Source organism: Ruegeria arenilitoris (assembly GCF_013030985.1).
GTDB classification, from domain to species: domain Bacteria; phylum Pseudomonadota; class Alphaproteobacteria; order Rhodobacterales; family Rhodobacteraceae; genus Ruegeria; species Ruegeria arenilitoris_B.
The window spans coordinates 1,044,749-1,071,556 of sequence record NZ_WPYP01000001.1; the positions used below are offsets into that span (position 1 = coordinate 1,044,749).

Here is a 26,808-nt window from a genome sequence, read left to right on the forward strand (position 1 = left end):
TGACAAGACGCTCAGTCTCGATTACATCTCGGACATCCCGAGTGATGGAGACCCCAAATGGACCTGAGCGCCCTGCACAGTTTTCGCGTCGCCGCCTGTGACCTGAACGGTCAGATGCGCGGCAAGCGTGTGCCGCCCTCTTATGCCGACAAACTGAACAAAGGGACGGTGCGGATGCCGTTCTCTGCGCTGAACGTAGACCTGTGGGGCGCGGATATCGACGGCAGCCCTCTGGTCTTCGAATCCGGCGATGCGGATGGGATGCTCTTGCCGACGGATCGCGGCCCGGTGCCAATGCCGTGGCTGGCGGCAGACACGGCGTTGGTTCCGATGTGCCTGCACGATGACGCGGGCGCACCCTTTGCAGGCGACCCCCGACACGCTCTGGCCGCGGTAATGCAGCGGTACGCCCAGCGCGGCTGGTCCGTCATCGCAGCGACCGAGTTGGAATTCACCCTGCTGGATGCATCAGGCACCCAACCGCAACCCCCAATCAACCCGGTGACTGGGCGCAGGCTGGCGGATGAATCCGTTCTGTCCATGGCGGAGATGGACGCGTTCGATGCCTTCTTCACCGAGCTTTATGACGGCTGCGCCGCGATGGGCATCCCCGCGCAGACGGCAATCTCGGAAAGCGGTATCGGCCAGTTCGAGATCAACCTGAATCATCAGGACGCGATGCGCTGTGCCGATGATACGTGGCTTTTCAAGACCTTGACGCGCGGCCTTGCCCGCAAGCACGGGTTCACCGCCACGTTCATGTCCAAGCCTTACGCAGACGATGCGGGCAACGGAATGCATGTGCATTTCTCGGTCGTGGATGATCAGGGGCAAAACGTGTTCGACAATGGTGGCCCCGAGGGGACCGATCTGCTGCGTTGGGCGGTTGCCGGATGTCTGGCCGCGATGCCCGGATGTACGTTGATCTTCGCACCGCACGGAAACTCATACACACGCCTCGTGCCCGGCGCGCACGCCCCGACCGGTGCAAGCTGGGCTTATGAAAACCGCACTGCCGCGATCCGCATCCCCGGCGGTGCGCCCGCCGCGCGGCGGATCGAACATCGCGTTGCGGGCGGTGATATCAACCCCTACCTGATGCTGGCCGCCGTCTTGGGTGCCGCGATGAACGGGATCGAGGACGAGACCGAACCGCCCGCCCCGATCTCGGGCAACGCTTATGAAATCGACGGCCTGCCGCAACTGGCCGGTGACTGGGCCTCGGCGATCGCCGCCTTTGAAACCGACCCGTTTGTCGCGCGCATCTTTCCCGCCGACTTGATCCGCTTTTTCGCCATGACCAAGCGGCAGGAAATCCTGCGCTTTGGTGAACGCCCGCCGGATGAGCACTGGCTCAGCTATCTCGAAGCGGTTTGACCCCTTGCCCGACCGGATTCGGTGGGCTAGAATAAATTTGATCAAATTTGGTGACCCATGAAAATCGGCATCCTAGTAACCGGCCACCCTCCCGACGAATTGCGCGACCAATTCGGTGCCTATGACGCGATGTTTCGCACCCTGTTGGATGGAAACGGCTTCGAGTTCGAAAGCTATGCAGTCGTGGACAATCAATTCCCCGACAGCGCGGATCAGGGCGATGGCTGGATCATCACCGGCTCGCGACACGGAGCGTATGAGGACCACGCGTGGATTCCCCCCTTGGAGAACCTCATTCGTGCGATCTGGAAAAGCGGCCAACCCTTGATCGGGGTCTGCTTCGGCCACCAGATCATCGCACAGGCACTTGGTGGCAAAGTCGAAAAGTTCAAAGGCGGCTGGGCCGTTGGGCGGACCGATTATGACTATGACGGGCAATCAGTGACCCTGAACGCCTGGCATCAGGATCAGGTTGTCGAATTGCCCCAAGGTGCCAAGGTGACCGGCTCGAACGCCTTCTGCCGCAACGCCATGGTCGCCTACGGAGACACGATCTGGACCGTTCAGGCGCATCCGGAATACGGTGACAGCTTTATCAATGGTCTGATGGAGACACGCGGCAAGGGCGTGGTGCCCGATGAACTGATGCAGGCTGCAGCCAATCGCCTGCCCGCCAAAGATGACAATCCGAAGATCGCGCAGCACATGGCCGATTTTCTGAAGAAAGAGAGGGCCTGATGGCCGACTGGAAAGATCAGCTGCCTCAGGCAGCACGGACCTATATCGAAGGCCAGCGACTGGATGAGGTCGAATGCATCATCTCGGACCTGCCCGGCATCGCCCGGGGCAAAGCTGTGCCTGCTTCGAAATTTGCCAAGCAGTCCTATTTTCACCTGCCCGACAGCATCTTTTACCAGACCATCACCGGTGATTGGGGCGAGGCAGCGGGCGAGGACGGGTTCATCGAACGGGACATGATCCTGAAGCCTGACTTCACCACAGCGTCGGCTGCGCCATGGACCGGCGACTGGACGCTGCAGGTGATCCATGACGCCTATGACCGGGACGACAACCCGATCCCGTTCAGCCCGCGCAACGTACTGAAACGCGTGGTGAAACTGTATCACGACAAAGGCTGGAAGCCGGTCGTCGCGCCCGAGATGGAGTTCTTTCTGGTCGCCCCGAACGTGGACCCGGCGCAGGGGATCACACCGATGATGGGCCGTTCAGGCCGTCCGGCTGCGGCGCGTCAGGCCTATTCGATGACTGCGGTGGACGAATTCGGTCCGGTGATCGACGACATCTATGATTTCGCCGAGCACCAGGGGTTCGAGATCGACGGCATCACGCAGGAAGGCGGCGCGGGCCAGTTGGAGATCAATCTGCGCCACGGCAACCCAGTCAAACTGGCCGATGAGGTGTTCTATTTCAAACGCCTGATCCGCGAGGCCGCCCTGCGTCACAACTGCTTTGCCACCTTCATGGCGAAGCCGATTGAGGATGAGCCGGGCTCGGCCATGCACATCCACCACTCGATTATCGATATCGAGACGGGGCAGAACATCTTCTCGGGCCCGCAAGGCGGTGAGACGGACGCGTTCTATCACTTCATCGCCGGGCTGCAGAACCACCTGCCCGCAGGTCTTGCGGTGATGGCGCCCTATGTTAACTCGTACCGCCGCTATGTGAAAGACCACGCCGCCCCGATCAATCTGGAATGGGCACGCGACAACCGTACCACCGGCATCCGCGTGCCTCTGTCAGGCCCCGAGGCCCGCCGTGTGGAAAACCGCATCGCGGGAATGGACTGCAACCCCTATCTGGGCATCGCACTGTCGCTGGCCTGCGGTTATCTGGGTCTGACCCAGCAGGAGCGCCCCCGCCGTCAGTTCTATGGCGACGCCTATGAAGGAGACGGCGATATCCCGCAGGTCATGGGCAACGCACTGGACCTGTTCGACGAGGCCACCGCCCTGCACGAAGTCCTCGGTCCCGAATTCGCCCGCGTCTATGGCATCGTCAAACGCGCCGAGTATGAGGAATTCCTGCAGGTCATCTCTCCGTGGGAGCGTGAGCATCTGCTGATGAACGTCTGAGGCGCACGATGAACCTGCTTTATTCCAACGACCGCAAAGCCGAGTATCCGGCCAGTTGGTATGCCGCGACGGCCAATCCGGTCGACCGGTATCCCGCGCTGACGGAGAAAGTGAAAGCAGATGTCTGCGTGGTGGGCGGAGGCTATACCGGCCTCTCCGCCGCGCTGCATCTGGCCGAAGCCGGGTTCGACGTGGTGCTGCTTGAGGCGCACCGGGTGGGGTTCGGCGCGTCAGGCCGCAATGGCGGTCAACTGGGCAGCGCGCAACGGATGGATCAGGAAGACCTTGAGCGACTGGTCGGGAATGACGACGCAGCGAAGCTCTGGGATCTGGCCGAGGATGCCAAAGATCTGGTCAAATCACTGATCGCCAAGCATCAGATCGATTGTGACCTGAAACCCGGCGTGGCGGTTCTGGGCCTAAGCAGTGGCGAGCAACAAGAACTACATGACCATGCGGCGCATCTGTCTGACCGGTACGGCTATGACCAGATGGAATTACTGGACGAAGGCGCGGGCCACGCTCTGTGCCCGTCACCCGCCTATCGCGGCGGCTATCTGGACATGGGGGCCGCGCATCTGCATCCGTTGAATTTCACACTGGGGCTGGCGCAAGCCGCCGTGAAAGCCGGTGTACGCATCCACGAATGCACCGAGGTCACAGGTATTGAAGAAGGCACTCCGGCCATCGTGCACTCCGCGAAGGGCAAAGTGACCGCCGACCACGTCATTCTGGCCTGTAACGGCTATCTTGGCGATCTGAACGGCAAGGTGGCCTCACGCGTCATGCCGATCAACAACTTCGTTGCGGCGACCGAGCCTCTGGGCGAAGACGCCGCCCGCGTCCTGACCCGCGACGTGGCCGTCGCCGACACAAAATTCGTGGTGAATTACTTCCGCCTCAGCGCTGACAACCGCCTGCTGTTCGGCGGCGGCGAAAGCTATGGCTATCGCTTCCCCGCTGACATCGCCGCCAAGGTTCGCAAACCTATGGTCGAGATTTTCCCGCATCTGCGCGACGTCAAGATCGACTATGCCTGGGGCGGCACTTTGGCCATCACCATGCGGCGGATGCCCTATCTGGCGCGGGTTGCACCAAACATCCTGTCCGCTTCGGGCTATTCTGGTCACGGGGTTGGCACCGCGACCCATGCCGGGCAACTGATGGCGCTGGCCATTCAGGGGCAGGCCGAAGGGTTCGACACCATGGCCCGCGTGCCCGCCCTGCCCTTCCCCGGCGGCCCCGCCCTGCGCAGCCCCCTGCTGGTGCTGGCAATGACGTGGTTCGCCTTGCGGGATCGTCTCGGGGTCTGACCTTAAGAAATTGCGACTGATTGGTGAAATTTCGCCCATAAGGCGATTGAGGGGTTTTATTGCTCGATAATTAGCTTTATCTTTCCCAAAGATAGAATTCGGGAAAACCAAATATGACGCTTCCTCCAAACGTTCATGACGCCGAACCCATCCCCGCAGCTGCCCGCGAAGCAATCGACGCCCTGATGCAGTCGGGCGACCTGTTCCGCTATACCGCGCCGCAGGATGCACCGGTTGCCTTGCTCGAGGCTGAATTCGCCGCATTGCTGGGCACGAAATACGCGCTGGCGGTTTCTTCCTGCTCGGCCGCATTGTTCCTGTCGCTGAAAGCGTTGGGCCTGCCGCGGGACGCACGGGTTCTGATCCCCGGCTTTACCTTCGCCGCCGTGCCGTCGTCGATCGTGCACGCGGATTGCGTTCCGGTGCTGTGCGAAGTGGGTGAAAACTATCGCATCGACATGGACGACTTTGCCGCCAAGCTGGACGACGCGCAGGCGGTGATCATCAGCCACATGCGCGGCCATACCTCCGACATGGACGCGATCATGGCCCTATGCAACGAGCACGACATCCCGGTGATCGAGGACGCGGCCCATTCGCTGGGCACCACCTGGCACGGGCAGAACATTGGCACCATCGGTAAGGTCGGCTGTTTCTCGTTCCAGTCCTACAAGATGATCAACGCAGGCGAAGGTGGCATTCTGATCACTGACGACGCCGATCTGGTGGCCCGCGCCGTGATCATGTCGGGCGCTTATGAGCATAACTGGAAGAAGCACAAAGGCCCGCATGGTGACAACTCGTCCGAGCTGGAACAGGCCTTCGCCCGCTGGCAGAACCAATTGCCGCTGTATAACCTGCGCATGAGCAACCTGAGCGCCGCAGTGATCCGTCCGCAGATTCCAGAACTGGCACGCCGCGTGCAGGACGGGTTGGCGAACCACGACTATGTGGCGGATCGCCTGAACACGTCGGATTACATCGACGTCCCTGCCCCACTGGCGCCGGAACGTCGCGCACCGGACTCGATCCAGTTCAACCTGGTTGGAATGGACGAGACCGAGATCCGCGCCTTTGCTGCCGCCTCTGAATCGCGCGGCGTCAAGGTTCAGGTCTTCGGGTTGAGCGACGACAATGCCCGCGCCTTCTGGAACTGGCAATTCCTGCCCGAGACCTTCGAGCTGCCGCAGACGCGTGACATGCTGATGAAAGCCTGTGACGTCCGCCTGCCAGTCCGTCTGACGCGCGAAGAGCTGGATATCATCGCCGATATCCTGCTGGCCTCGGTCGGCGAAGTGACCGGCCCGGTTCCGGTCTACGGCACCTGACGGCTATTGCGGACCGAGGTCGAACAACTCGGTCGATAGAAACAGCGCCGTGACCCCCTCGGGGGTTGCGGCAACGCCGGACAGGATTGCAGCCACTTGCAGTCCGGCGGGCGTTTCCACCAACAGTGGCGCACCGGAATCCCCCATCATCACAGGGCAAATCGCCAACAGAATCCCGCCCTGATACCGACGCGGAGGACAGGTTTCGGTTCGGCTGAGAATATGTGGCCGCACTCCAGGATACCCTGCAACAAAAGCCGACGCATCCTCGGCATTTGCAAGCGGCAGATAGCCGACCTGCTGACCAATCGGCTCGCTGAGTTCCAGAACCGCCCAATCCAGATCGGCACGATCATCAAACGTCCCGTCTTTGCCCTGGTCGGAATGCAACTGATACCCCGCTACGTCGGACACAGCAGCAGTTGATCCACGCTGATACCCGGCAGCAAACCGGATGCTGGAGGGCGGAATCCATCGTTGCCGTGGTGCGTTGTACAGGCAATGCGCAGCGGTCAGGACGAGCCGATCCGACACCAGAACACCGGTGCAGTGGGACCTCTGATCCCGGCTGGCAAAGTTGATCCGACCAATGGCACGCCACGGGGGCTGGCCCGCATCCAAAATTTCGCGGTTGCGAATAGCATCACACCCTGACCCGGACTGTGTCCCCAGCCGGCAGACCGGAGACCAGTTTTCCGAATAAACACCCTGCGACAGTGCGGGCTGCATCCAAAGCAGTGCGATACTCAGGACCAGCCAGCGCATTCTTGGCGCGGTCAGTTCAGCTTGGAGAGTTTCTGCTGCAGCTCGGCAAGCTGCTTCTTGATGTCATCCAGGTCTTCTTTGGATTCCGGTTTTTCTTCGTCATCCTTGCCCGGACCGGACCAGTTCCCCGACAGGCCACCCGTCATAGCCTTCAGAAATGCCTTTTGCTGCGCCTGCATCGCCTCAAACCCCGGCATCTGCGCCATCGGGTTCATGGCGTTCATGTTTTCCATCATCTTGCTTTGGCTCTCGCGCAGCATCTCGAACGAGCTTTGCAGGAATTGCGGCATCATCCCACCGCCCGGGATCATGTAGCTGCGGACCAGATCATTCAGCACATTCACTGGCAAAACATTCTCGCCGCGGCTTTCGTGCTCGGCAATGATTTGCAGCAGGTATTGCCGGGTCAGATCGTCCCCGGTTTTCAGATCGATGATCTGCACCTCACGCCCGTCGCGGATGAAGGTCGCTATATCTTCCAGCGTGACATAGTCGCTGGTCTCGGTGTTATACAGCCGGCGGCTTGCATAGCGTTTGATCAACAGCGGTTTTTCTTGTTCTGACACCGTTTACCCTCCCCAAGGATGATGCGTTGCAGCAGAGATTATGCGAGCGCAGAACAAAAAGAAAGGGCAGGCCAAAAGACCTGCCCAACGCGATTGCACCAGATGGGAGGAACGGGTGCGCCTCGCGGCCTTAATTATTTTGCAGTTGCAGCTTTCTTGGCAGCAGCTGTGACGTCGTTGGTTGCTTTCTTGACGGCAGCGGTTGCGTCTTCAGCAGCTTCTTTGCCTGCAGCCATCAGCAGCTCGACGGTTTCGGTCTGCAGTTTTTTCGCGATTTCGGCGAAAGCAGCCATGTTTTCAGCAGCAACTTCAGCCGAAGCGCTTGCGAAATCGGTCGCGGCTTTTGCGTAGTCAGCCGGCTCGGCCTTTGCTTTCGACATCTCGTTCAGTTTGGACAGGGTGTCCTTGGTCCATTTGTTCGAGATTTCAGCCGATTTTTCTGCGGCTTCCAGCGCAACGCCCGACAGTTTTTCATTCAGGGTTGCGGTCGATTTGAAAGCACCTTCCAGAGCAGTGGTGTCAACAGGGAACGCGCCCATCATTTCTTTCAGGGTCGCGGTAAAGTCTTGAGTCTTTGCCATTGTCCTAATCCTTTTTGCCGAACCGGGCCCACCCCGGCTTTCATCAGCTTGAGGATAATATGAATGCTGCGTCGCAGCATTTCAAGTTTTTTCTCGCTGCGACGCAGAATTTTCTAGTTTCAAAATGAAATCAGCCGTTTGGGTGGGCCACGACATAGGTGCCAGGTGCCGGGGCCAGCCGCGGGTGATCCGAATCACCGGTTTCGCGGGCGGGAACTTGCTTGCCTGAACGCTTCTTCAGCCACGCCTCCCACAGGGGCCACCACGAGCCTTCGTGGAATTCTGCCTGTTTCAACCAGGTATCGGCATCCGCCTTCAGATCCGGGTTGGTGTAATGTCCGTATTTCTTTTTGCTGGGCGGGTTGATGATGCCCGCGATATGGCCGGATTCGGACACTACGAAAGTCTTGCTTCGCGACGCCATCTTCTGAACACCGCGATAACAGTCTTTCCACGCCGCAATATGATCCGTCTCGCAGGTGATTGCCATCAACGGCACATCGACATCGCTGAGTTTCAGCTTGTGGCCGAACAGCTCAAACCCGTCGGTGGCGAATTCGTTGCGCTGGCACAGGCCCCGCAGATACTCGACCGTCATCTTGGCCGGAAGGTTGGCCCCGTCGCCATTCCAGAACAACAGATCAAAGGCCGGAGGCACCTCACCCAGCATATAGCTGCGGATTGCCGGACCATAAACCAGATCGCGCGAGCGTAGAAAGGACATGGTGCGCGCCATGATCCACGACCGCAGCACGCCCTCTTTGTTCACCTCTTCCTCGATCCCATCGATGAAGTCGTTCTGCAGGAAAGGCGTAAACTCACCCTGTTCGGAAAAATCCGTCAGCGCGGTGAATAGAGTAGCCGACTTGACGGATTTGTCGCCGCGTTGCTTCAGCAGCGCCAGCGTCAGACTCAGCGTGGTGCCTGCGATGCAATAGCCGATCGCGTTCACTTGCTTGACCTTGCAGATCTTCTTGACCTCTTCGATCGCGGTCAGGAAGCCGTCCTGAATGTAATCCTCCATTCCGGTTTCGGCATAGCTTTCATCCGGATTGACCCAGCTGACGACAAACAGGGTATAGCCTTGCTCGGTCACCCATTTGATCAAGCTGTTCTGCGCCTTGAGGTCGAGAATGTAGAATTTGTTGATCCAGGGCGGGAACAGGACGATTGGCGTTTCGTGAACCGTCTCGGTCGCGGGCTTGTACTGGATCAGCTCCATCATGCGGTTGCGATACACCACGTCACCGGGCGTCGTCGCCAGGTTGCCGCCAACCTCAAAGGCACTTTCGTCGGCCAGTTTCACAACCAGTTCGCCGTCGTTGGCTTCAAGGTCCGAGACGAGGTTCTCAAGTCCCTTGATCAGCGACTGGCCCTCGGTTTCAACAGCCTTTTCCAACGCGTCCGGGTTTGTCGCCAGAAAATTCGTGGGTGCCATCATGTCGACAATCTGCTGCGAGAAATACCGCAGGCGCCGTTTGTCCTTTGCATCCAGATCCTCGACCGAGGCAACGGCCTGGGCGATGGCTTCGGAATTGGTCTGATATTGCTGGCGGATCAGGCGAAAGTAAGGGTTGGTTTCCCAAAGGGGGTTGGAAAACCGTTTATCGCTGGGCTTGGGGTCGTCGTCATCAACGTCTCCCGAGGTCAGCGCCTGCTGCGCTTCGGCAAAGTTCAGAACCGATTTGCCCCAGTATTCAATCTGTTGTTCCAACAACTTGGCGGGATTCTGCCAAGCTTCGGCCCAATATGCAGTTGCTGCTCGTGCGAAAAGCTCCTGATTCGGGGCGTCCAAAGCAGGGGTATGCGACTTTTTCGAAGACATGACTTCGATCAGACGTTTGGAGAGCTCCTCGACCTTCTCCATGTTTTCCTTAAGGCGTTCAATGTTTTCTTCTGTCAATTCTGGCATCTGGTCTTCACTTGTTGTCATTTTAACAATTCCCCCCTAACCTCGCTGCTATGCAGAATAACGTCGTGGGTCTTGGGGGGCAAAGCGGCGAATGGTCCGAACTAAAACAGGCTGACACGCAGGAGGCCCCTTTTTCATGCGCTACATGATGACTTACGACCTGATGGAAACGATGCGCAACACCAACCAGTGGATGGGCGCAACTGCCAGCGCCATTGCATCTTATCCCATGTTCTCGATGGTTCCCAACCCCGCCTTCAGCATGATGGCCGCCTGGGGTGAGGTGACCGAGCGGACATTTCAACGCATGGTCGTCAAACCCGACTGGGGCATTCGCACCTTTACCTGCGAGGACGGCAAGGACCATCTGGTCGATGTCACAACCGTCGTTGAACGCCCCTTTGGTGATCTGGTCCATTTTCGGGTGAACGGTCGCGAGGAACAGCCCCGCAAGGTTTTGCTGGTTGCGCCGATGTCGGGGCACTACGCCACGCTGCTGCGATCGACGGTGAAAAGTCTGCTGGTCAACTGCGAAGTATACATTACCGATTGGCATAATGCGCGCGACATCCCCGTGTCCGAAGGCAAGTTCGATGTTGAGGACTATACTCTCTATCTTGTCGATTTTATGAAAGAGCTTGGCCCGGACACCCATGTCGTGGCCGTTTGCCAACCGGTTCCGCTGACGCTGGCCGCGACCGCCTATCTGGCCGAGGTCGAACCCAAGGCGCAGCCCAGCACCCTGACCCTGATCGGTGGCCCGGTCGATCCCGACGCCACTCCGACCGACGTGACCGACTTTGGCCGCCGTGTCACAATGGGCCAGTTGGAAGAAACCATGATCCAGCGCGTCGGCTTCAAGTACAAGGGCGTAGGCCGCATGGTCTATCCCGGCCTGCTGCAGCTGGCGTCGTTCATGTCGATGAACGCAGACCGCCACTCCAAGGCATTCTCAGACCAGATCCAGCGCGTGATGCGCGATGAAGCGTCAGATCACGATGCCCATAACCGGTTCTACGACGAATATCTGGCCGTCATGGACATGACGGCCGAGTTCTACCTGTCCACGGTCGAGCGCATTTTCAAAAACCGTGAAATCGCGAAGAATGAATTTGTGGTCGCCGGTCACAAGGTCGATATCGGCAAGATCACCGATGTTGCGGTCAAGACCGTCGAAGGCGCCAATGATGACATCTCAGCCCCCGGTCAGTGTATTGCGGCGCTGGACCTGTGCACCGGTTTGCCGGATTCGAAAAAGGCCAGCCATGTTGAACCCGGAGCCGGTCACTATGGCATCTTTGCCGGACGCAGCTGGCGCGACAATATCCGGCCGCTGGTGATCGACTTCATGAACACCAATTCGCGCAAATCGCCGCGCCGCGCTGCCAACAGAAACAAGGTGGCCTGACCTTCATGCGCAGGAGAGCGGCAGAGGAAATGCCCTTCTCTTGCGGTTGCGGCACCCTGAGCGGGCATATTACGGTTGCCGGTGTTCAAACCGGCACTCATGTTGCCTGCTACTGCCATGACTGCCGCGCGGCTCAGCTGTATTTCGGACAGCCTGACCCGGCCCCCGGCCCTGTCGACATCCTGCAAATGAGCCCGGAAGACATTTGCATCGACCGTGGCGCGGAACACCTTGCGCTGATGCAGCTCAGCCCCAAGGGGATGCTGCGCTGGTACGCGGATTGCTGCAACGCACCGATTGCGACGACGTCGCGAACAGCCAAGTTTCCCTTCGCAGGATTCATCGTCAAACGCATCGCTGATCCCAGTGCACTTGGGCCGGTCACCACTCGTGGCTTTGTTCCGCAGCCGGACGGCACGCAGTCGCACGAAAAAATACGCTATGCGGCGATCGGATTGCTGACGCGTCTGGCGAAATCCTGGGTTACGGGCAGCTGGAGGAACACGCCGTTTTTCAACACAGACAACGGTGATCCCGTCGCAACGCCGACAATCCTCAGCAAGGCTGAGCGCGCGCAGTATTACACATAGGCGGCTTGGGTGGGCGCACCAAGCCACTCCTTCAATGCATCATTTACAGTTCGGGGTGCTTCAAGCGTAGGCAGGTGGCCTGCATCCGCGACGACCAGCAGTTCGGCGCCGGGGATCAGGTCCGCCATGAAAGCCTGCTTTCGCTGCGGTGTCAGCGTGTCATGCGCGCCGCACAGAATCAGTGTCGGCACCCTGATGCGCCGCAGTTCGCCCTGCTGATCCGGACGCCGCTGCAGGGCACGGATCTGACGTTCAAACACCGCAGGCCCCAGATCCAGCGCCATTTCAATCAGGGCGTTCAGAATGGGAATGCGCTTTGGCCCGGGGGCCAACGTGTCAGACCCGATGATCCGTCGCATCACGTCCTCCAGCCGCCCTGCCTTCGCGCCGACCAAAAGCTCCTCACGCGCCGCTGCCAGCTGCGGCGTATCGGCCTGCGCATCCGTCGCCATCAGGCACAGGCGCGACACCCGGTCCGGCGCGCGGCGAATAAGCTCAAGCGCGACCACACCGCCCAGACCAAGCCCGCCCAGCGCAAAACGATGCGGCAACTGGTCCAACAGGGCCGAGGCGATCTCTTCAATCCGCTCTCCCAGTGTAACCGGCGCAACCATCACGGCGCGCTGTCGCGAAAGACAGTTGATCTGGGGTTCAAAAATCCGTGCATCGCACATCATTTCGGGCAATAAAACCAGCGGCTCGATCACGCGGGGCCTCGTAACAATCGACCTTTTCGGTCTGCACTCTTTGAGAGCAGGATGAGACGTTTTGCGGCTTCGGGCAAGTTAAACTTCAGGGATAGTTGATGCCCCGGAAGGTCGGGAAATCCGCGTATCTCTGGCGTCGCGCCAACAGATCCTCGTCGGGCGCGTCGCCCGGGCGCAGCAGACAGCCACGCGGCGCGATATAGCTGTCGATGCGGCGCTGGGGTTTGGGCCTCCAGACAAGGTTGAAGGCGCAGAGCTTGGGAAAGAACCAGATCTCGGAATAGTCCAGATGGTCGTGCATCCACCACGCCAGATCGCGCCAGTCCCGCCCGGATTCGTACTGATCGGCGAACCACGGAATGACAATCGAGGCGCCTGCAATCCGCGCATCACCCTCGCCCCGATCCCAGATATGGCATTCCAATGGGTTGTCGTTTCGGGCGCAGTTCAAACGGTTCTCGTTCCCGAAACGGTTCAGCGAGGGCGAACGATATCCGGACCGGACCGCAACGCGCCCAAAGGTTTCCTCAAGCGGGTCCAGCAGGGTTTGGCAAAACGCGCGACCGGTTTCGATGGCCAGATCGGGGTTGTCGGGAAGGTTTTGTTTTTCATGGAAATTCCCGATCTCGGAATACAGGAAATCCCGCATGAAGAAATGCCGAGACAGGCGCACGCGGCCAAGCGTTTCAAGGCTCCACATGCTGCCCGGCTTGCGCATCGCTACTCGACCCCTATTCCTTTGAACCAGTCAAGGATGCCGGTCACCGTTGCATCCGTCTGGCCCGGAGACATTAATCGCCCGGCAATAACATGTGACGCGGGATCGTCCCCCGGCCCCATCGTCACCAGATTGACCGTTGAGGGACCGCCCCAGCTTTCTGCCACCTTATGCGTCCGGTCGGGCCGCACCACCTGATCATCGTCCGAGAACCAGAACAGCGCCGGCACCTGAGCGTCTGAGACGTCCAGCGCATAGACGGTTTCAACCAGCACGGTCATCGGCACGACCGCCTCCCACGGATAGACCGATGTCCAATAGGTGTTCAGCTCGGGGTCCACGCCCGAGACGTCCCGCTCCTCGCCCATTACCAAGGGCAACCACGCGCGCGCCCAGGGCAGACCGGGCAACCACGCGCCGGGCGTGTTCACTCCGAAATTGGGCGAGACGAAGATCATCGCCGCTATATCCCGGCTGAGCTCCGGATCCAATGCGGCCGCCGCTGCCAGCGTTCCGCCGGTTGAAGTGGACATGACCACAACCTTGTCACCCACGGCACGCGCTGCGGCCAGCCCCTCGGCCATGTCCTGCATCCAGCCTGTCGCGGTTGCCTCGCCCATCGCGCTGCCGTCCCGTCCGTGACCCTGCAACCGGGTATAGACTAGGTTGGCCCCCAATGCGTCAGCCACCCTATCCGGAACCGGGCGAATTTCCTCGGACGAGGCCGAAAAACCGTGCACATAAAGGACCGAGACCGGCGTGCGTTGTTCCTTGAACCCATCCTGCCAGATGACCCGTTTCTGGACGCCCGGAACGATGTCGTCAAAGGTGGATTCCGTGCTTTCGAAATAAACCTGAACCCCCTCACCGAATTTGCGCGGATCAAAGCGCGGATGCAGATCAACCTGCTCGCGCGGCCCAAACACGTAGATCACCCCGCCGAGGACAATCAGCACCAGCAGCAGACGGCCAAGTACCCATCCAAAACGCCGCATCAGGTGATCCCCATCACCTCAATCACCGCGTTTTCGATCAACCCCAAACAGGGACCGTCCGAGAAGCGATGATCGGCATCCTTGACCAGCAGCAGGCGCATATCATCCCCGCTGGCGTGGTCCAGCAACCGCACTGCCGTTTCGGTGGTCACCGCTGTATCTGCCGTGCCCTGAAGGAATCGCACGGGAAATGGCAGGTCCAGCGCATCGCGCAACACCAACTGCTGCCGCCCGTCTTCGATCATCCGCTTGGTGATGATGTAGGGCTCCATGTAGTCCGAGGGCAGTTCGACATGGCCAACGGAGTCCAGAGCCGCCTTCTGTGCGTCACTGAACGACGCCCAGTAACCGTCTTCGGTAAAGTCCGGCGCGGCCGCGATGGTGACCATCCCGGCGATCCGCTCGGGCATCGCCTTGGCCAGCAACAGCGCCTGCCACCCGCCCATTGAGGACCCAACGACAATCAACGGCCCTTCGGTCAGTTCTGATATGGCCACCACCGTGTCCTGATGCCAGTCACCGATGCACCCTTCTTCGAACGTGCCCGAGCTTTCGCCATGGCCGGAGTAATCGAACCGCAAAAAAGCCTGCCCGCGTGCCTGCGCCCAGGCCTCAAGATGCACCGCCTTGGTGCCCTCCATATCCGACTTGAGACCACCCAGGAAAACAATGGTCGGGCCGGTGCCGTCGCTTTTGTGATAGGCCAACCGCCGTCCCTGCGGTGTTTCCAGAAATTCCGTCGCTGCCATGAAACCCTCTTTCCTTTTGCAGCATCATGCACGCCTTACACCCAAGTGCAATTCCTGGGATCCCTCTACACCTGGCTATAAATATCTCGGGGAGCCGCCATTGGTGCGCCATTGGTTCGAGCGCCAATAGCGGCGGGGCTGCCCCCTCGCTCCTGCCCTTGACACCGGCACCCTCACCTGCCAAATCAGCCCGACACACATAACCCGCAACCGGGCGTTCAGTGGGCGCCAAACCGACGAGGAGAGCCGATATGGCCCTGGATTCAAAATCCGTCTCTCTCACTTTTCCCGATGGCAATGCACGTTCCTATGACGCAGGCGTCACGCCCGCGCAGGTGGCTGCCGATATCTCAACCTCGCTGGCAAAAAAGGCCATCTCGGCCACGGTAAACGGCCAGCACTGGGACCTGCAGTGGCCCATTGACGCCGATGCCGACATCGCCATCCACACCATGAAGGATGAAGTTCAGGCCAATGAACTGATCCGTCACGACCTGGCGCATATCATGGCCCGCGCCGTGCAGGAAATCTGGCCCGCCACCAAGGTTACCATCGGCCCCGTCATCGAAAACGGCTGGTATTACGACTTTGACCGTGAGGAACCGTTCACGCCCGAAGATCTCGGCCTCATCGAGAAAAAGATGAAAGAGATCATCAACAAGCGCGACCCCGTCACCACCGAGGTCTGGGACCGCCAGCGCGCGATCGAGTTCTATTCGGCGAACAACGAGCCCTACAAGGTCGAGCTGATCGAAGCCATTCCTGGTGACGAGCCGCTGCGCATGTACTGGCACGGCCACTGGCAAGACCTGTGCCGCGGACCTCACCTGCAGCACACCGGTCAGGTTCCGGGGGATGCGTTCAAGCTGATGTCCATCGCGGGTGCCTATTGGCGCGGCGACAGCGATCGCGCGATGCTGCAGCGCATCTACGGCGTGGCCTTTACCGGCAAGGAAAAGCTGAAAGCCTACCTGCATATGCTGGAAGAAGCCGCCAAACGCGACCACCGCAAGCTGGGCCGCGAGATGGACCTGTTCCACATGCAGGAAGAAGCGCCCGGTCAGATCTTCTGGCATCCCAATGGCTGGACCATCTACACCCTGCTGCAGGACTACATGCGCCGCCAGCAGCGCAAGGGCGGGTACGTCGAGGTGAACACGCCGCAGGTCGTTGACCGCAAGCTGTGGGAACGGTCCGGCCACTGGGACAAGTATCAGGAAAACATGTTCATCGTCGAAGTGGACGAAGAACATGCCCGCGAGAAAGCCGTTAACGCGCTCAAGCCGATGAACTGCCCTTGCCATGTTGAAATCTTCAAACAGGGCCTGAAATCCTATCGCGATCTACCGTTGCGCATGGCCGAATTCGGGTCGTGCAACCGGTACGAACCCTCGGGCGCATTGCACGGCATCATGCGCGTGCGCGGCTTTACGCAGGACGACGCCCACATCTTTTCGACCGAAGAGCAGATCGAGGCCGAAACCGCTGAATTCATCCGCTTCCTCAGCGTGATCTATAAGGATCTGGGGTTCGAAAAGTTTGCGGTGAAATTCTCGGATCGCCCCGAAACCCGCGCCGGGTCGGACGAGGTCTGGGACAAGGCCGAAACCGCATTGCTGTCCGCCACCCGCGCAGCGGGTATCGAACCCGAACTGAACCCGGGCGAAGGCGCCTTCTACGGTCCAAAGCTGGAGTTCGTCCTGACAGACGCCATCGGTCGCGACTGGCAGTGCGGCACCTTCCAGGTGGACTTCGTTCTGCCTGAACGCCTGGACGCCACCTATATCGGCGCCGACGGCGGCAAACACCGCCCTGTCATGCTGCACCGTGCGACGCTGGGATCGTTCGAACGGTTCATCGGCATTCTGATCGAAGAACACGCGGGCAAACTGCCGTTCTGGCTGGCCCCGCGTCAGGTCGTCGTGGCCTCGATCACGTCCGAAGCGGATGAGTACGTGCTGGAAGTGGTGGACACGCTCAAGGCTGCTGGCGTCCGCGCCGAGGCGGATATTCGCAACGAGAAGATCAACTACAAGGTCCGCGAGCATTCGGTCGGCAAGGTGCCGGTCATCCTGGCCGTCGGCCACCGCGAGGTTGAAGAGCGCACTGTCAGCGTCCGGCGTCTGGGTGAAAAACAGACGCAGGTTCAACCGCTTGACGTTGTAACAAAAGAGCTGTCGCAGGCGGCAACTCCGCCCGACCTGCTGTAACATTCGGCGCCATATTGCCGGAAATCCGGCCCCGAGTTTGGGGCCGGATTGAAACAATTACCATTTTTCATTTCAAAAACAATTTGTTAACCTTCAAGAGGACATGACTTGTCCTGACGGGGTTGTGAGACACGGGCTCGTGAATTCAACTGCAGCCCTGCAACCATTACCTTTGTCATCGTCACAAGCAGACATACGCAGTCATCAAAAGGGATTACCGAGATGTCGAACACCGCAAAAACCCTGGTTATCGCAAGCGCAGTCGCAGCCGCCGTTTCGGGCGCCGCAACCACTGCCACCGCACAAGCCAAAGAGAAATGCTATGGCGTATCGCTGGCCGGTCAGAATGACTGTGCCGCCGGCCCCGGCACAACCTGCGCGGGCACCTCGACCGTGGACTATCAGGGCAACGCATGGACCCTGGTCGACGCGGGCACCTGCGCCGATATCGAGTTGCCGGACAACCGCAAAGGTTCGCTGGAACCGCTGGACCGCGACCTGCCGGCATAAGCCCAAGCTTTCAAAACTCGAAGGGGCGGGCCATATCGCCCGCCTCTTTTTCGTGATCGGAGAGCCTGCCCATGTTGGACCATACGACCAGACCGAACGATCTGCCTGCCGCTCCGGGCGTTGGCTACAAGCCCCAGCACTTTGCGCAGATACTGGATCACGCAAACCCTGTAGCATGGCTTGAGATTCACGCTGAGAATTATATGGGCGACGGAGGCCGTCCCATTGCGCAGTTGCGGCACCTGTCAGAGCAGTTCCCGATTTCCGTCCACGGTGTCGGCCTGTCGATCGGCGGCGAAGGCCCGCTGAATGCAGATCATCTGGCCCGTCTGAAGCATTTGGTCGGCTGGCTCAACCCCGCCAGCTTTTCCGAACATCTGGCCTGGTCCACCCATGACAGCCATTTCCTGAACGACCTGCTGCCCCTGCCCTATACAGACGCCACGCTGGACCGCGTCTGTGATCATATCGATCAGGTGCAGGAAACGGTTGGGCGGCAGATGCTGCTGGAAAACCCCTCCAGCTATCTTGCGTTTGAGGAAAGCACATGGTCCGAGCCGGACTTTCTGCGCGAGATCGCGCGTCGCACGGGGTGCGGCCTGCTGCTGGATGTGAACAACGTCTTTGTCTCGGCCACCAATCTGGATTTCTCACCGCAAGGCTATATCGACGCCTATCCGCTGGAAAAGGTGGGCGAAATTCACCTTGGCGGACATGACGAAGACCAGGACGACCACGGCCACCCGCTGCTGATCGACAGCCACGGGCGCGAAGTGGTCGATCCGGTCTGGGCCCTATTGGATTACGTTCTGGAACGCTCGGGTCCAAAACCGGTGCTGATCGAGTGGGATACGGACGTCCCCGACTGGCCCGTTCTGCGGGCCGAGGCAGAGCGCGCGCAGGCGGCCTTGGACCGCATTCCGGCATGAGCGTCTCGCAAACAACCTTCCACACGGCGTTGCTGGACCCATCGACCGCCATCCCCGAGGGGTTGTTGGACGCCGCAGCGCAACCCGCTGGACGCCGTTTCAGCGTGTACCGCAACAACGTGGCCGTATCCCTGACCGAGGCGATGCATCAGGCCTTTCCCGTGATCACCAAGCTTTTGGGACCGCAGAACATGGATGGTTTGGCGGGGATATTCCTGCGCAAACACCCACCCTCGTCGCCCTTGATGATGTTTTATGGCGAGGCGTTTCCGGATTTCCTGACGGAAATGGAGCAGCTTGCCCATCTGGGCTACCTGCCGGACGTCGCGCGGCTGGAACTGGCCTTGCGCAGATCTTACCACGCCGCCGACAGCACCCCCGCCCCGGCGGATGCGTTGGCCGTTCCTCCGGAAGATATCATGCGGGCCAGGCTGGGCTTTGCCCCGTCGATGCAGGTTCTGGCCTCGGATTGGCCGATCTTTTCGATCTGGCGCTTCAACACCGAAGAGGATGCGCCCAATCCCGCGCCCGGCCCCGAGGCCGTTCTGATTACCCGGCCCGACTATGACCCGATCCCGCATCTGCTGCCCACAGGCGGCGCACATTGGATCGCGGGCCTTCAGGCCGGACAAACCATTGGTGACGCGTTTGAAGAAACGGCGGCCAAATTCCCCGATTTTGACCTTGGGGCCACTCTGGCGCTGCTTTTGCAGGGCGGCGCACTAACCTCTGTGACTATCGAAAGGCTGGCGACATGACTGCCCTGATCTCATTGCACAACAACACCCTGGGACGGTTGGAGTTGACCGCTGGCTGGTTGACACCAACATTGGCCCGCGTTGTTTTTATCGCGGTCCTGCTGTTTTACTTTTGGAATTCAGCGATGACAAAAATCGACGGCTCGATTTTTTCGCCTTCGGCGGGCGCCTTTGGTCAGATTTTTCCGAAGGCTGCCGAAGCGGTTTTGTATGACGTGTCACAAATGACCTTGTTCCAGCGCATCGTAATCTTCTTTGGCACCGTTGCCGAATTCGTTCTGCCAGCGCTGCTGCTTGCAGGTCTGTTCACTCGGCTGGCCGCTGTCGGGATGATCGGATTCATCTGGGTGCAGACAGCAACCGACGTCACCGGTCACGGCGTAAAGCTGGGTAGTTTGTTCGACAACGCAATCTCGCTAATGGACCAGCGCGTGATGTGGACATTCCTGTTCCTGGTGATCGTGATCAACGGCGCAGGACCGCTGTCGCTGGACCGAATCCTGCGCATCAAGTGATCTAGAAATGTGCCTTGGGCTCGTCCGGTTTACCCGCGGCTAGCCCAAGCAGGCCCGCCACGGCCGCAAACGCCACCGGGAACATGGTGAATACGTTGAAACCAAAGGCGTAGTACATCCCGGCGGCTGAGATCAGCAACAACACGCCTCCGACCAAGGCCCGCGCATGGGCCATCGCACCACCGGCGATGGCCAGCAGCGGCGCGATGATCGAGGCCATCTGTATGACTTGCGCGTTGTCCACCTGTTCGGCCAAGCCCTCGATCTCACCGTAGGTGTCGATCAGTTCGACATAACCATAGCCGACAAAGCCTACGATCATCCCGATCAGGCCGGCAATGACGCCCAGAATCATAGCTGCGTTGCGCATTCAAAACCCTCTAACTTACGTCGTTTCACATAGTTACCCGGTCACGCAACGCCAAGCCCCTGTTTCGTTTCCGCACTCCAGCCCAGATACAGCGTGCCGTTTTGCTCGATCAGGGGCCGCTTCATCAGAGTCGGATTGTCCGCAAGCAGTTCCAACGGGTGCCGCGCACGTTCTTCGTCATCCAATCCCCGCCAGGTTGTCGAGCGGGTGTTGAGCAAAGCCTCGCCGAAGGTGTCAAAAGCCCGCGCAAGCACCGAATCCGGCACACCGTCGGCCCGAACGTCTACAAACTGAGCATCCGGAAGTGATTTCAATGCCTTACGGCATGTATCACAGGTTTTCAGGCCATAGAGGTGCATCTGCAGGGGTCTCCTGTATTTGGTTCATATTTCAGCAATTTTGCCTGATTGTTTCGGTAATTCTTGATTTTTTACTTCACCGTGCAATGTTGAAAAAGACGAAACACGCAATTCGGGCCGTATCGTGTGGGCGATGCAGTGACGTGTTGCGGCGGCGTCAACCACTACCCCCACCAATTTGTGGGACAACGTGAAAGTAGAAGGAGACACGGGAAATGCCAACTGGCACCGTGAAATGGTTTAATACCACGAAAGGCTACGGGTTTATTGCCCCCGATGAAGGCGGCAAGGACGTATTTGTTCATATCTCGGCCGTTGAACGGTCCGGTCTGACCGGGCTCGCTGACAATCAGAAAGTCTCGTACGAGCTGCAAGACGGACGCGACGGCCGCCAAATGGCAGCTGATTTGAAGCCACTGTAAAACAACCGCGTTCAGCGGGTTATCAAAACAGGCCAACGGCCAATTACCGGCCGTTGACCAATTTTCAAAGGTTAGAAAACCTTACCCTCGCGCCGGGTCGATCTTGGCTTGAGTGTACCAGTCTTGCCCCATCACCACGATACAGGATGTCCCGATCGCTAAGGTGACCACCATCGTCCAGTCACCGGACTTGCTGGTCCAGACCTCCCTCAGTTGCTCAGGCCCGCGAAGACCGGTCGCCACACGTTCCGAGCCGAACTGACGTTCAAGCTTCTCGTGCATCCAGTCCGTCGGCTCGCAAATCACCTCGGCAATCAGAGATTTGGCCTGCGCCGCAAGCGCCAGCGCAAGGCACAAGCACCTAGTTCGGATTAAGGCAAAAAGCGTCTTGAGCTGAAGGTAACAACTTCATGACGCCCCGTATGGACAAACGATATGCGCGATCAGCTTTCGCGGATGACGGCCTCGAACTCGCGCCATTCCCGTGCGGTCATGCCCGAGTTCTCCTGCGTGACCGTCTCTCCCGCCAGCATCCTGCGCAGGCTGTCGACCATCTGCGCCGAAAGGTTCACTGCACCTAGGCGGTAATCCTCGAACGCTTTATAGGCGAAAGGCACCCAATCGGCGACGATCTTGCACATAGTCTCGGCGTACACCCGGATTTCGTATTGGGCGTGCGGGTCGGCGCGCAGGCGCAGGAAGTGGAACAGGTTGTGCAGATCGACCTTCCAATACCACTGCGTATAGATGTTCGCGGGCAGGTTCATCCGTGCCAGCTCACGCGCCAGCCCCTGCTGACCATCCTGACTGATCATTGCCTCGTAATTGTCGTAGCACCGCGCGCTGTCGGCCTTGAGCATTTCAAGAACGCGAGCGGCCTCTTCGCCTTGCAGAGCATCGCCACGGCCTTGATTGTTCACTTCGGACTGCGCGGCCACGTGGTCGGGCGCGGGGATATAGAACTCACGGTCCAGGATCGAATAGCGGGCAGAGTATTCGTTCACATTTGCCGTACGGTGGCGAATCCATTGCCGGGCAACGAACACGGGCAGTTTAACGTGCAGCTTGATTTCGCACATCTCGAACGGGGTCGAATGCCAGTGGCGCATCAGATAGCGGATCAGCCCCTCATCGTTCTGCACCGACTTGGTGCCTTTGCCATAGGACACCCGCGCCGCCTGACAGATCGCGGCATCATCGCCCATATAGTCGATCACGCGGACAAAGCCGTGATCCAGAACTTGATGCGCGGTATACAGATGCTCTTCCATACCCGCAGCCACAACGCGGCGAGTTTGATGCGATTGCGCCCGTTGCGCTTCGATCTCGGCCAGTTGGTCAGAGGACAGCGGCATGAAAGTTCCTTTCCAGCAATGAGTCGCTCACCACTATATCTCGGCAACTCTCCGACCGGAACCGCGATATATGCGCCCATTTCCGCAATTTCCAAATTGTGTCCCTGCTGCCCCTCGACTTGCTTCATCCGCGCGCTAAGCTGCTGCGCATCACCTGAACAGAAAGGAAGCCACAAATGGGGCTGACATATCTTCACACCATGGTCCGAGTGAAGGATCTGGAGAAGTCGATGGCGTTTTACGAACTGTTGGGCCTGAAGGAAACCCGCCGCTACGACAGCGAATCCGGACGGTTTTCACTGATTTTCATGGCACCTCCCGGGCAAGAGGATCGGCCCATCGAACTGACCCACAACTGGGACGGAGACGAAACGCTGCCCAGCGACAGCCGCCATTTCGGGCACTTGGCCTACGGTGTCGATAACATCTATGAAACCTGCCAGCATCTGCAGGACAATGGTATCGTGATCAACCGCCCGCCGCGCGATGGGCGGATGGCGTTTGTACGGTCCCCTGACAATATCTCGGTCGAGTTGCTACAAAACGGCGAAGCGCTGGAACCTGCTGAGCCCTGGGCCAGCATGGAAAGCACCGGCTACTGGTGATCCGCTGGCTGACAGCACTGGGGCTGGCCGCTTTGGCCAGCCCGCTTCGGGCCGAAACCTGCCGCTTGGCGCTGGCTTTGGCAATGGATATCTCAAGCTCGGTAGATGCAACCGAGGATGCCCTGCAGCGGCAGGGGCTGGCCGCCGCGCTGATCGCGCCCGAAGTGGCCGAGGCGTTCTTTTCCTCGCCCATGCCAGTTGCGCTGGCCGTGTACGAATGGAGCGGTCGATCCACGCAGCGCGTCATTCTGAACTGGACGATGATCAGCACGCAAGCCGACCTGCTGGCAGCAGCAGCGACCGTACAGCAATCGATCCGGTCCGACAGTGGGTCGGCCACGGCGATGGGGTATGCGCTGGCCTTCGGTTCAACCCTGATGCAGCAGGCGCCGTCCTGTCTGTTTCAGACAATTGACCTGTCCGGGGACGGCACAAATAACGACGGTTACCAACCTGCTTCGGCCTATCGGCACTTTCCTTTTCAGAACACGGTGGTCAACGGGCTGGTCATCAATGCCGCCGATTTCGAGGGCGAACTGTACCTGATCCCCTTTTTCGAGAACAACGTCCTGCACGGGCCCGGCGCCTTTCTGGAAATTGCGCAGGGGTTCGAAGATTTCGAACGCGCGATGCGACGCAAACTGGAGCGGGAACTGACAGGGTTGCAAATCGGCGCGCTGCAGGATGCCGCCACAAGCGTGCCGATGATAACCTTGCCCAACACCCCGCGCCCCTGATCAGTAGATGTACCGGATCTGGTCCGTCCAGTACCGCTCGACCCGGCGCAGTGAGGTGGTGATGTCGTCGATCCCTTCCAGCCCCAGCACGCCACGGGTCTGCAATCCGTCGGCATGGCGCGAGAACAGTTTGGACACGATATCGCGGATTTCCCGTCCGCGCGGCGTTAACCGCACCCGGACCGAGCGTCTGTCGATCTCACATCGCTGGTGGTGCATATAGCCCATTTCGACCAGCTTCTTGAGGTTGTAGCTGACATTGCTGCCCTGATAGTAGCCGCGGCTTTTCAGTTCGCCGGCGGTGACCTCATGGTCGCCGATATTGAACAGCAACAGGGCCTGAACGGCGTTGATCTCCAAAACCCCGACACGCTCGAACTCATCCTTGATGACGTCCAGCAGCAGACGGTGCAGCCGCTCGACCAAAGCGAGCGCCTCAAGATAGCTGGTCATAAACCCCTTGGTTTCCGGCGCGGAGACCTGCATTTCCATACTCATCCGATCCTCCGATTCAGTCGCGCTGTTTCAGGCAGCATGAATCGAAATCCCGAAAAATCGGTTAAACCGGATTTTCTTTATTTTTGAAAAGTCTGCGCGATATCCGCTATGAGGTCGGCAAAATCTGCTGGCGGCTGAACCTGACCAGTGACCCACTGATAGAGGTCCTGATCGTTTTCACGCAGCATGGCGTCGTACAAATCCAGACTAGCCGCATCCATTTTCTCCAGATTTCGCGCGGCATAGGCCGACAGGATCAGGTCCATCTCTTTGATCCCGCGCCGCATTGACCGCATCTGCATACGCTTGATCCGAACCTCTCGTGTTTCACTCACTGGGCCTGCTCCAACATCAACCGCAACCGCTTTTCAAGACGTGCAGCCCGTTCGGCACTTGCGCGCATCTCACCCCGGATGGCGCGCAGCTCGGCCACTGCGTCCGCCAGTTCCAGGTCGCCCTTGCCTTCTTCAGCCGGGGCTTCCATACCCTCGCCTTCGCCAGTCAGCAGCCACATGATCGAAACATTGATCATACCCGCCATCATCGACAACCGGTTGGCGCGCGGTTCGGACAGATCATTTTCCCAAGCCGCAATCGTCGCCTTTTTGACCCCCAGACGCCGGGCCAGCTGGGACTGTGTCATCCCTGCCGCCTCACGTGCGCCCGCCAGCCTGTCCCCGAAAGTCGCTGCATCTGCTCCATACCAGTCAGTTTCGTCGCTCATCGGGGTCTCCTAATTCAAATTTTCATACGGCTTGATCGTCATTCGGGCGCACCCTATGACAGTCAGGTTGAACATACAAACCGAGGTCGACCATGAGTTTCCTGTCTGCGACACTGTCACGCGTAAAACCCTCTCCGACCATTGCGATGACAGCAAAAGCGGCTGAGCTGAAAGCCGCCGGTCGCGACGTGATCGGCCTGAGCGCGGGCGAGCCCGACTTCGATACCCCGCAAAACATCAAGGATGCCGCTGTTGCGGCCATCGCTGCGGGTAAGACCAAATACACCGCGCCTGACGGCATCCCCGAGTTGAAGCAAGCCGCCTGCGCCAAGATGAAACGCGATCACGGGCTGGATTACGCACCCGCGCAGATCTCGGTGGGGACCGGTGGCAAGCAGACGCTGTACAACGCGCTGATGGCGACGATGAACGACGGTGATGAGGTCATCATCCCCGCGCCCTACTGGGTCAGTTACCCGGACATGGTGCTGCTGGCTGGCGGCACGCCAGTTATTGTCGAGACAACTCTGGAGAACAATTTCAAGCTGACCGCGGATCAGCTTGAGGCCGCGATCACACCCCAGACGAAATGGTTCATCTTCAACTCGCCGTCGAACCCGACCGGCGCGGGCTATAGCCGCGACGAGTTGCAGGCGCTGACCGATGTGCTGATGCGTCACCCGCATGTCTGGATCATGTCCGACGACATGTATGAACACCTGGCCTATGACGGGTTTGAATTCTGCACCCCCGCCGAGGTTGAACCCGGCCTCTATGACCGCACGCTGACCTGCAATGGTGTTTCCAAAGCCTATGCCATGACCGGCTGGCGCATCGGCTACGCGGCCGGTCCGGTCGAGATTATCGCCGCAATGCGCAAGATCCAATCGCAGTCGACTTCGAACCCGTGCTCGGTTAGCCAATGGGCTGCGGTTGAGGCGCTGAACGGCACACAAGCGTTTCTGGCCCCGAATAACGAGACCTTCAAACGCCGCCGCGATCTGGTGGTGCGGATGCTGAACGAGATTGACGGCATCACCTGCCCCACGCCCGAAGGCGCATTCTACGTCTACCCCTCGATCGCAGGGCTGATCGGCAAGACCACCCCGGCGGGCGCAGTGATCGACTCGGATGAGGCCTTTGCGACAGCCCTGCTGGAAGAGGCGGACGTAGCGGTCGTCTTCGGCGCGGCCTTTGGCCTGTCGCCGAACTTCCGGGTCAGCTACGCGACCTCGGACGAGGCCCTGACAAAGGCCTGCACCCGCATCCAGCGCTTCTGCGCGTCCCTGACCTGAGCCGGAGGCCCCGATGACTGCAGAGCTGCCCGAATACTATTTCCGTATCCGCGAGAACGGCGCGGCGGTTTTCAGGATCGACACTGAAAACCGCCAGCAGCGGATCGAGATGAACCAGATCGCGGTCATCAACATCCGCAACGGAGAGGTGAAACCGCAAGGTCAACGTACCCTGACCGAGGCCGATCAGACCGAAATCGCGCGCTGGATGGAGGAGCGCAAAGCCCTGCTGGCGCAGCGCGATATCGACGACATTCACCGGGCGGTCGACTACATGAACCTGACAACGCAATGGGCGCAGTCCAAGGCGACGGATGAGCAGCTAGAGGAGGTCACCGACCGATTGCTGCTGGCGATGCACGATCTGCGCACCATTCTGGTGCGTAAAAAGGCGGATCGGCTGACCAAGGGCTGAC

Annotated in this window: 32 protein-coding genes; 17 read left to right on the forward strand and 15 right to left on the reverse strand. The window is 59.4% G+C overall.

Annotation, left to right across the window (positions count from 1 at the left end):
- Positions 1–57: 57 nt before the first annotated feature.
- From GOX88_RS05195 to GOX88_RS05215, 5 genes are all read left to right on the forward strand, one after another.
- Complete coding sequence (locus GOX88_RS05195) at positions 58–1,377, forward strand: glutamine synthetase family protein (protein ID WP_170400009.1); 1,320 nt, start codon at positions 58–60, stop codon at positions 1,375–1,377.
- Positions 1,378–1,434: 57 nt separating this feature from the next.
- Positions 1,435–2,115, forward strand: a complete 681-nt coding sequence (locus GOX88_RS05200; protein ID WP_170400011.1) for a type 1 glutamine amidotransferase — start codon at positions 1,435–1,437, stop codon at positions 2,113–2,115.
- Positions 2,115–3,473, forward strand: coding sequence for a glutamine synthetase family protein (locus tag GOX88_RS05205; RefSeq protein ID WP_170400013.1), 1,359 nt, complete (start codon positions 2,115–2,117; stop codon positions 3,471–3,473). Before GOX88_RS05200 ends, GOX88_RS05205 begins: the two co-directional genes overlap by 1 nt.
- Before the next feature lie 8 nt (positions 3,474–3,481).
- Positions 3,482–4,786, forward strand: a complete 1,305-nt coding sequence (locus tag GOX88_RS05210; RefSeq protein ID WP_170400015.1) for an NAD(P)/FAD-dependent oxidoreductase — start codon at positions 3,482–3,484, stop codon at positions 4,784–4,786.
- Between the two features lie 113 nt (positions 4,787–4,899).
- Positions 4,900–6,114 (forward strand): DegT/DnrJ/EryC1/StrS family aminotransferase, encoded by a 1,215-nt coding sequence (locus tag GOX88_RS05215; protein ID WP_170400017.1) that lies wholly within the window; start codon positions 4,900–4,902, stop codon positions 6,112–6,114.
- Positions 6,115–6,117: 3 nt separating this feature from the next.
- Here the strand turns inward: GOX88_RS05215 and GOX88_RS05220 are convergent, their stop codons facing one another.
- The 4 genes from GOX88_RS05220 to GOX88_RS05235 all read right to left on the reverse strand — a co-directional run bounded on the left by GOX88_RS05220 (position 6,118) and on the right by GOX88_RS05235 (position 9,959).
- The gene (locus GOX88_RS05220) at positions 6,118–6,879 is read right to left on the reverse strand and encodes a trypsin-like serine peptidase (RefSeq protein ID WP_170400019.1); all 762 of its coding nucleotides are present in this window, start codon (positions 6,877–6,879) and stop codon (positions 6,118–6,120) included.
- Positions 6,880–6,890: 11 nt separating this feature from the next.
- A complete protein-coding gene (gene phaR, locus GOX88_RS05225; RefSeq protein ID WP_170400021.1) occupies positions 6,891–7,445 on the reverse strand; it encodes a polyhydroxyalkanoate synthesis repressor PhaR in 555 nt (184 codons plus the stop codon).
- Between the two features lie 134 nt (positions 7,446–7,579).
- Positions 7,580–8,026: a phasin family protein gene (locus tag GOX88_RS05230; protein ID WP_170400023.1), complete on the reverse strand. Its 447-nt coding sequence runs from the start codon at positions 8,024–8,026 to the stop codon at positions 7,580–7,582.
- A 130-nt stretch (positions 8,027–8,156) separates the two neighbouring features.
- Complete coding sequence (locus tag GOX88_RS05235; RefSeq protein WP_170400025.1) at positions 8,157–9,959, reverse strand: PHA/PHB synthase family protein; 1,803 nt, start codon at positions 9,957–9,959, stop codon at positions 8,157–8,159.
- Positions 9,960–10,074: 115 nt separating this feature from the next.
- On the opposite strand from GOX88_RS05235, the gene phaZ reads away from it, so the two are divergent.
- Both phaZ and GOX88_RS05245 read left to right on the forward strand, forming a co-directional pair.
- Positions 10,075–11,346: a polyhydroxyalkanoate depolymerase gene (gene phaZ / locus GOX88_RS05240; RefSeq protein ID WP_170400027.1), complete on the forward strand. Its 1,272-nt coding sequence runs from the start codon at positions 10,075–10,077 to the stop codon at positions 11,344–11,346.
- A gap of 29 nt (positions 11,347–11,375) precedes the next feature.
- The gene (locus tag GOX88_RS05245; RefSeq protein WP_254436136.1) at positions 11,376–11,936 is read left to right on the forward strand and encodes a DUF6151 family protein; all 561 of its coding nucleotides are present in this window, start codon (positions 11,376–11,378) and stop codon (positions 11,934–11,936) included.
- On the opposite strand, the gene GOX88_RS05250 is transcribed toward GOX88_RS05245, so the two are convergent.
- The 4 genes from GOX88_RS05250 to GOX88_RS05265 all read right to left on the reverse strand — a co-directional run bounded on the left by GOX88_RS05250 (position 11,927) and on the right by GOX88_RS05265 (position 15,105).
- Positions 11,927–12,643 (reverse strand): alpha/beta fold hydrolase, encoded by a 717-nt coding sequence (locus tag GOX88_RS05250; RefSeq protein ID WP_170400031.1) that lies wholly within the window; start codon positions 12,641–12,643, stop codon positions 11,927–11,929. The genes GOX88_RS05245 and GOX88_RS05250 overlap by 10 nt on opposite strands.
- A gap of 85 nt (positions 12,644–12,728) precedes the next feature.
- On the reverse strand, positions 12,729–13,343 hold the full coding sequence (locus GOX88_RS05255; protein WP_170400261.1) for a hypothetical protein: 615 nt from the start codon (positions 13,341–13,343) through the stop codon (positions 12,729–12,731).
- 20 nt (positions 13,344–13,363) lie between these two features.
- Positions 13,364–14,356: an alpha/beta hydrolase gene (locus tag GOX88_RS05260; protein ID WP_170400033.1), complete on the reverse strand. Its 993-nt coding sequence runs from the start codon at positions 14,354–14,356 to the stop codon at positions 13,364–13,366.
- The gene (locus GOX88_RS05265; protein WP_170400034.1) at positions 14,356–15,105 is read right to left on the reverse strand and encodes an alpha/beta fold hydrolase; all 750 of its coding nucleotides are present in this window, start codon (positions 15,103–15,105) and stop codon (positions 14,356–14,358) included. The genes GOX88_RS05260 and GOX88_RS05265 overlap by 1 nt, the downstream gene beginning before the upstream one ends.
- A gap of 251 nt (positions 15,106–15,356) precedes the next feature.
- On the opposite strand from GOX88_RS05265, the gene thrS reads away from it, so the two are divergent.
- From thrS to GOX88_RS05290, 5 genes are all read left to right on the forward strand, one after another.
- Positions 15,357–17,315: a threonine--tRNA ligase gene (thrS, locus tag GOX88_RS05270; RefSeq protein ID WP_170400036.1), complete on the forward strand. Its 1,959-nt coding sequence runs from the start codon at positions 15,357–15,359 to the stop codon at positions 17,313–17,315.
- 222 nt (positions 17,316–17,537) lie between these two features.
- Complete coding sequence (locus tag GOX88_RS05275; RefSeq protein WP_170325388.1) at positions 17,538–17,825, forward strand: BufA1 family periplasmic bufferin-type metallophore; 288 nt, start codon at positions 17,538–17,540, stop codon at positions 17,823–17,825.
- A 71-nt stretch (positions 17,826–17,896) separates the two neighbouring features.
- Positions 17,897–18,754 (forward strand): MNIO family bufferin maturase, encoded by an 858-nt coding sequence (gene bufB, locus GOX88_RS05280; protein WP_170400038.1) that lies wholly within the window; start codon positions 17,897–17,899, stop codon positions 18,752–18,754.
- A complete protein-coding gene (locus GOX88_RS05285; RefSeq protein ID WP_170400040.1) occupies positions 18,751–19,512 on the forward strand; it encodes an HvfC/BufC N-terminal domain-containing protein in 762 nt (253 codons plus the stop codon). Before bufB ends, GOX88_RS05285 begins: the two co-directional genes overlap by 4 nt.
- Positions 19,509–20,027, forward strand: coding sequence for a DoxX family protein (locus tag GOX88_RS05290; RefSeq protein ID WP_170400042.1), 519 nt, complete (start codon positions 19,509–19,511; stop codon positions 20,025–20,027). The genes GOX88_RS05285 and GOX88_RS05290 overlap by 4 nt, the downstream gene beginning before the upstream one ends.
- Position 20,028: 1 nt before the next feature.
- Here GOX88_RS05290 and GOX88_RS05295 read toward each other — a convergent pair whose 3' ends face one another.
- Both GOX88_RS05295 and GOX88_RS05300 read right to left on the reverse strand, forming a co-directional pair.
- Positions 20,029–20,397: a hypothetical protein gene (locus tag GOX88_RS05295; protein WP_170400044.1), complete on the reverse strand. Its 369-nt coding sequence runs from the start codon at positions 20,395–20,397 to the stop codon at positions 20,029–20,031.
- A gap of 41 nt (positions 20,398–20,438) precedes the next feature.
- Complete coding sequence (locus tag GOX88_RS05300; RefSeq protein WP_170400046.1) at positions 20,439–20,756, reverse strand: ArsC/Spx/MgsR family protein; 318 nt, start codon at positions 20,754–20,756, stop codon at positions 20,439–20,441.
- A 215-nt stretch (positions 20,757–20,971) separates the two neighbouring features.
- Between GOX88_RS05300 and GOX88_RS05305 the strand changes: the two genes are divergently transcribed.
- Complete coding sequence (locus GOX88_RS05305) at positions 20,972–21,178, forward strand: cold-shock protein (RefSeq protein ID WP_008758035.1); 207 nt, start codon at positions 20,972–20,974, stop codon at positions 21,176–21,178.
- A gap of 81 nt (positions 21,179–21,259) precedes the next feature.
- Here GOX88_RS05305 and GOX88_RS05310 read toward each other — a convergent pair whose 3' ends face one another.
- Together GOX88_RS05310 and thyX are read right to left on the reverse strand one after the other, a co-directional pair.
- Positions 21,260–21,535 carry a hypothetical protein gene (locus GOX88_RS05310; protein WP_170400048.1) on the reverse strand — a complete coding sequence of 92 codons (276 nt, stop codon included), beginning with the start codon at positions 21,533–21,535 and terminating at the stop codon, positions 21,260–21,262.
- A gap of 86 nt (positions 21,536–21,621) precedes the next feature.
- Positions 21,622–22,533 carry an FAD-dependent thymidylate synthase gene (gene thyX / locus GOX88_RS05315; protein ID WP_170400050.1) on the reverse strand — a complete coding sequence of 304 codons (912 nt, stop codon included), beginning with the start codon at positions 22,531–22,533 and terminating at the stop codon, positions 21,622–21,624.
- Positions 22,534–22,709: 176 nt separating this feature from the next.
- Between thyX and GOX88_RS05320 the strand changes: the two genes are divergently transcribed.
- Together GOX88_RS05320 and GOX88_RS05325 are read left to right on the forward strand one after the other, a co-directional pair.
- A complete protein-coding gene (locus GOX88_RS05320; protein WP_170400052.1) occupies positions 22,710–23,138 on the forward strand; it encodes a VOC family protein in 429 nt (142 codons plus the stop codon).
- A complete protein-coding gene (locus GOX88_RS05325) occupies positions 23,135–23,875 on the forward strand; it encodes a DUF1194 domain-containing protein (RefSeq protein ID WP_170400054.1) in 741 nt (246 codons plus the stop codon). Before GOX88_RS05320 ends, GOX88_RS05325 begins: the two co-directional genes overlap by 4 nt.
- Here GOX88_RS05325 and GOX88_RS05330 read toward each other — a convergent pair whose 3' ends face one another.
- From GOX88_RS05330 to GOX88_RS05340, 3 genes are all read right to left on the reverse strand, one after another.
- Positions 23,876–24,373: a MarR family winged helix-turn-helix transcriptional regulator gene (locus tag GOX88_RS05330; RefSeq protein ID WP_437436416.1), complete on the reverse strand. Its 498-nt coding sequence runs from the start codon at positions 24,371–24,373 to the stop codon at positions 23,876–23,878. It abuts the gene before it with no gap.
- 77 nt (positions 24,374–24,450) lie between these two features.
- Positions 24,451–24,708: a succinate dehydrogenase assembly factor 2 gene (locus GOX88_RS05335; RefSeq protein WP_170400056.1), complete on the reverse strand. Its 258-nt coding sequence runs from the start codon at positions 24,706–24,708 to the stop codon at positions 24,451–24,453.
- On the reverse strand, positions 24,705–25,097 hold the full coding sequence (locus GOX88_RS05340) for a helix-turn-helix domain-containing protein (protein ID WP_170325398.1): 393 nt from the start codon (positions 25,095–25,097) through the stop codon (positions 24,705–24,707). The genes GOX88_RS05335 and GOX88_RS05340 overlap by 4 nt, the downstream gene beginning before the upstream one ends.
- A 92-nt stretch (positions 25,098–25,189) precedes the next feature.
- Here GOX88_RS05340 and GOX88_RS05345 point away from each other — a divergent pair, with 92 nt between their 5' ends.
- Complete coding sequence (locus tag GOX88_RS05345) at positions 25,190–26,392, forward strand: pyridoxal phosphate-dependent aminotransferase (RefSeq protein ID WP_170400058.1); 1,203 nt, start codon at positions 25,190–25,192, stop codon at positions 26,390–26,392.
- 13 nt (positions 26,393–26,405) lie between these two features.
- Positions 26,406–26,807 carry a hypothetical protein gene (locus GOX88_RS05350; protein ID WP_170400060.1) on the forward strand — a complete coding sequence of 134 codons (402 nt, stop codon included), beginning with the start codon at positions 26,406–26,408 and terminating at the stop codon, positions 26,805–26,807.
- Position 26,808: the final 1 nt, after the last annotated feature.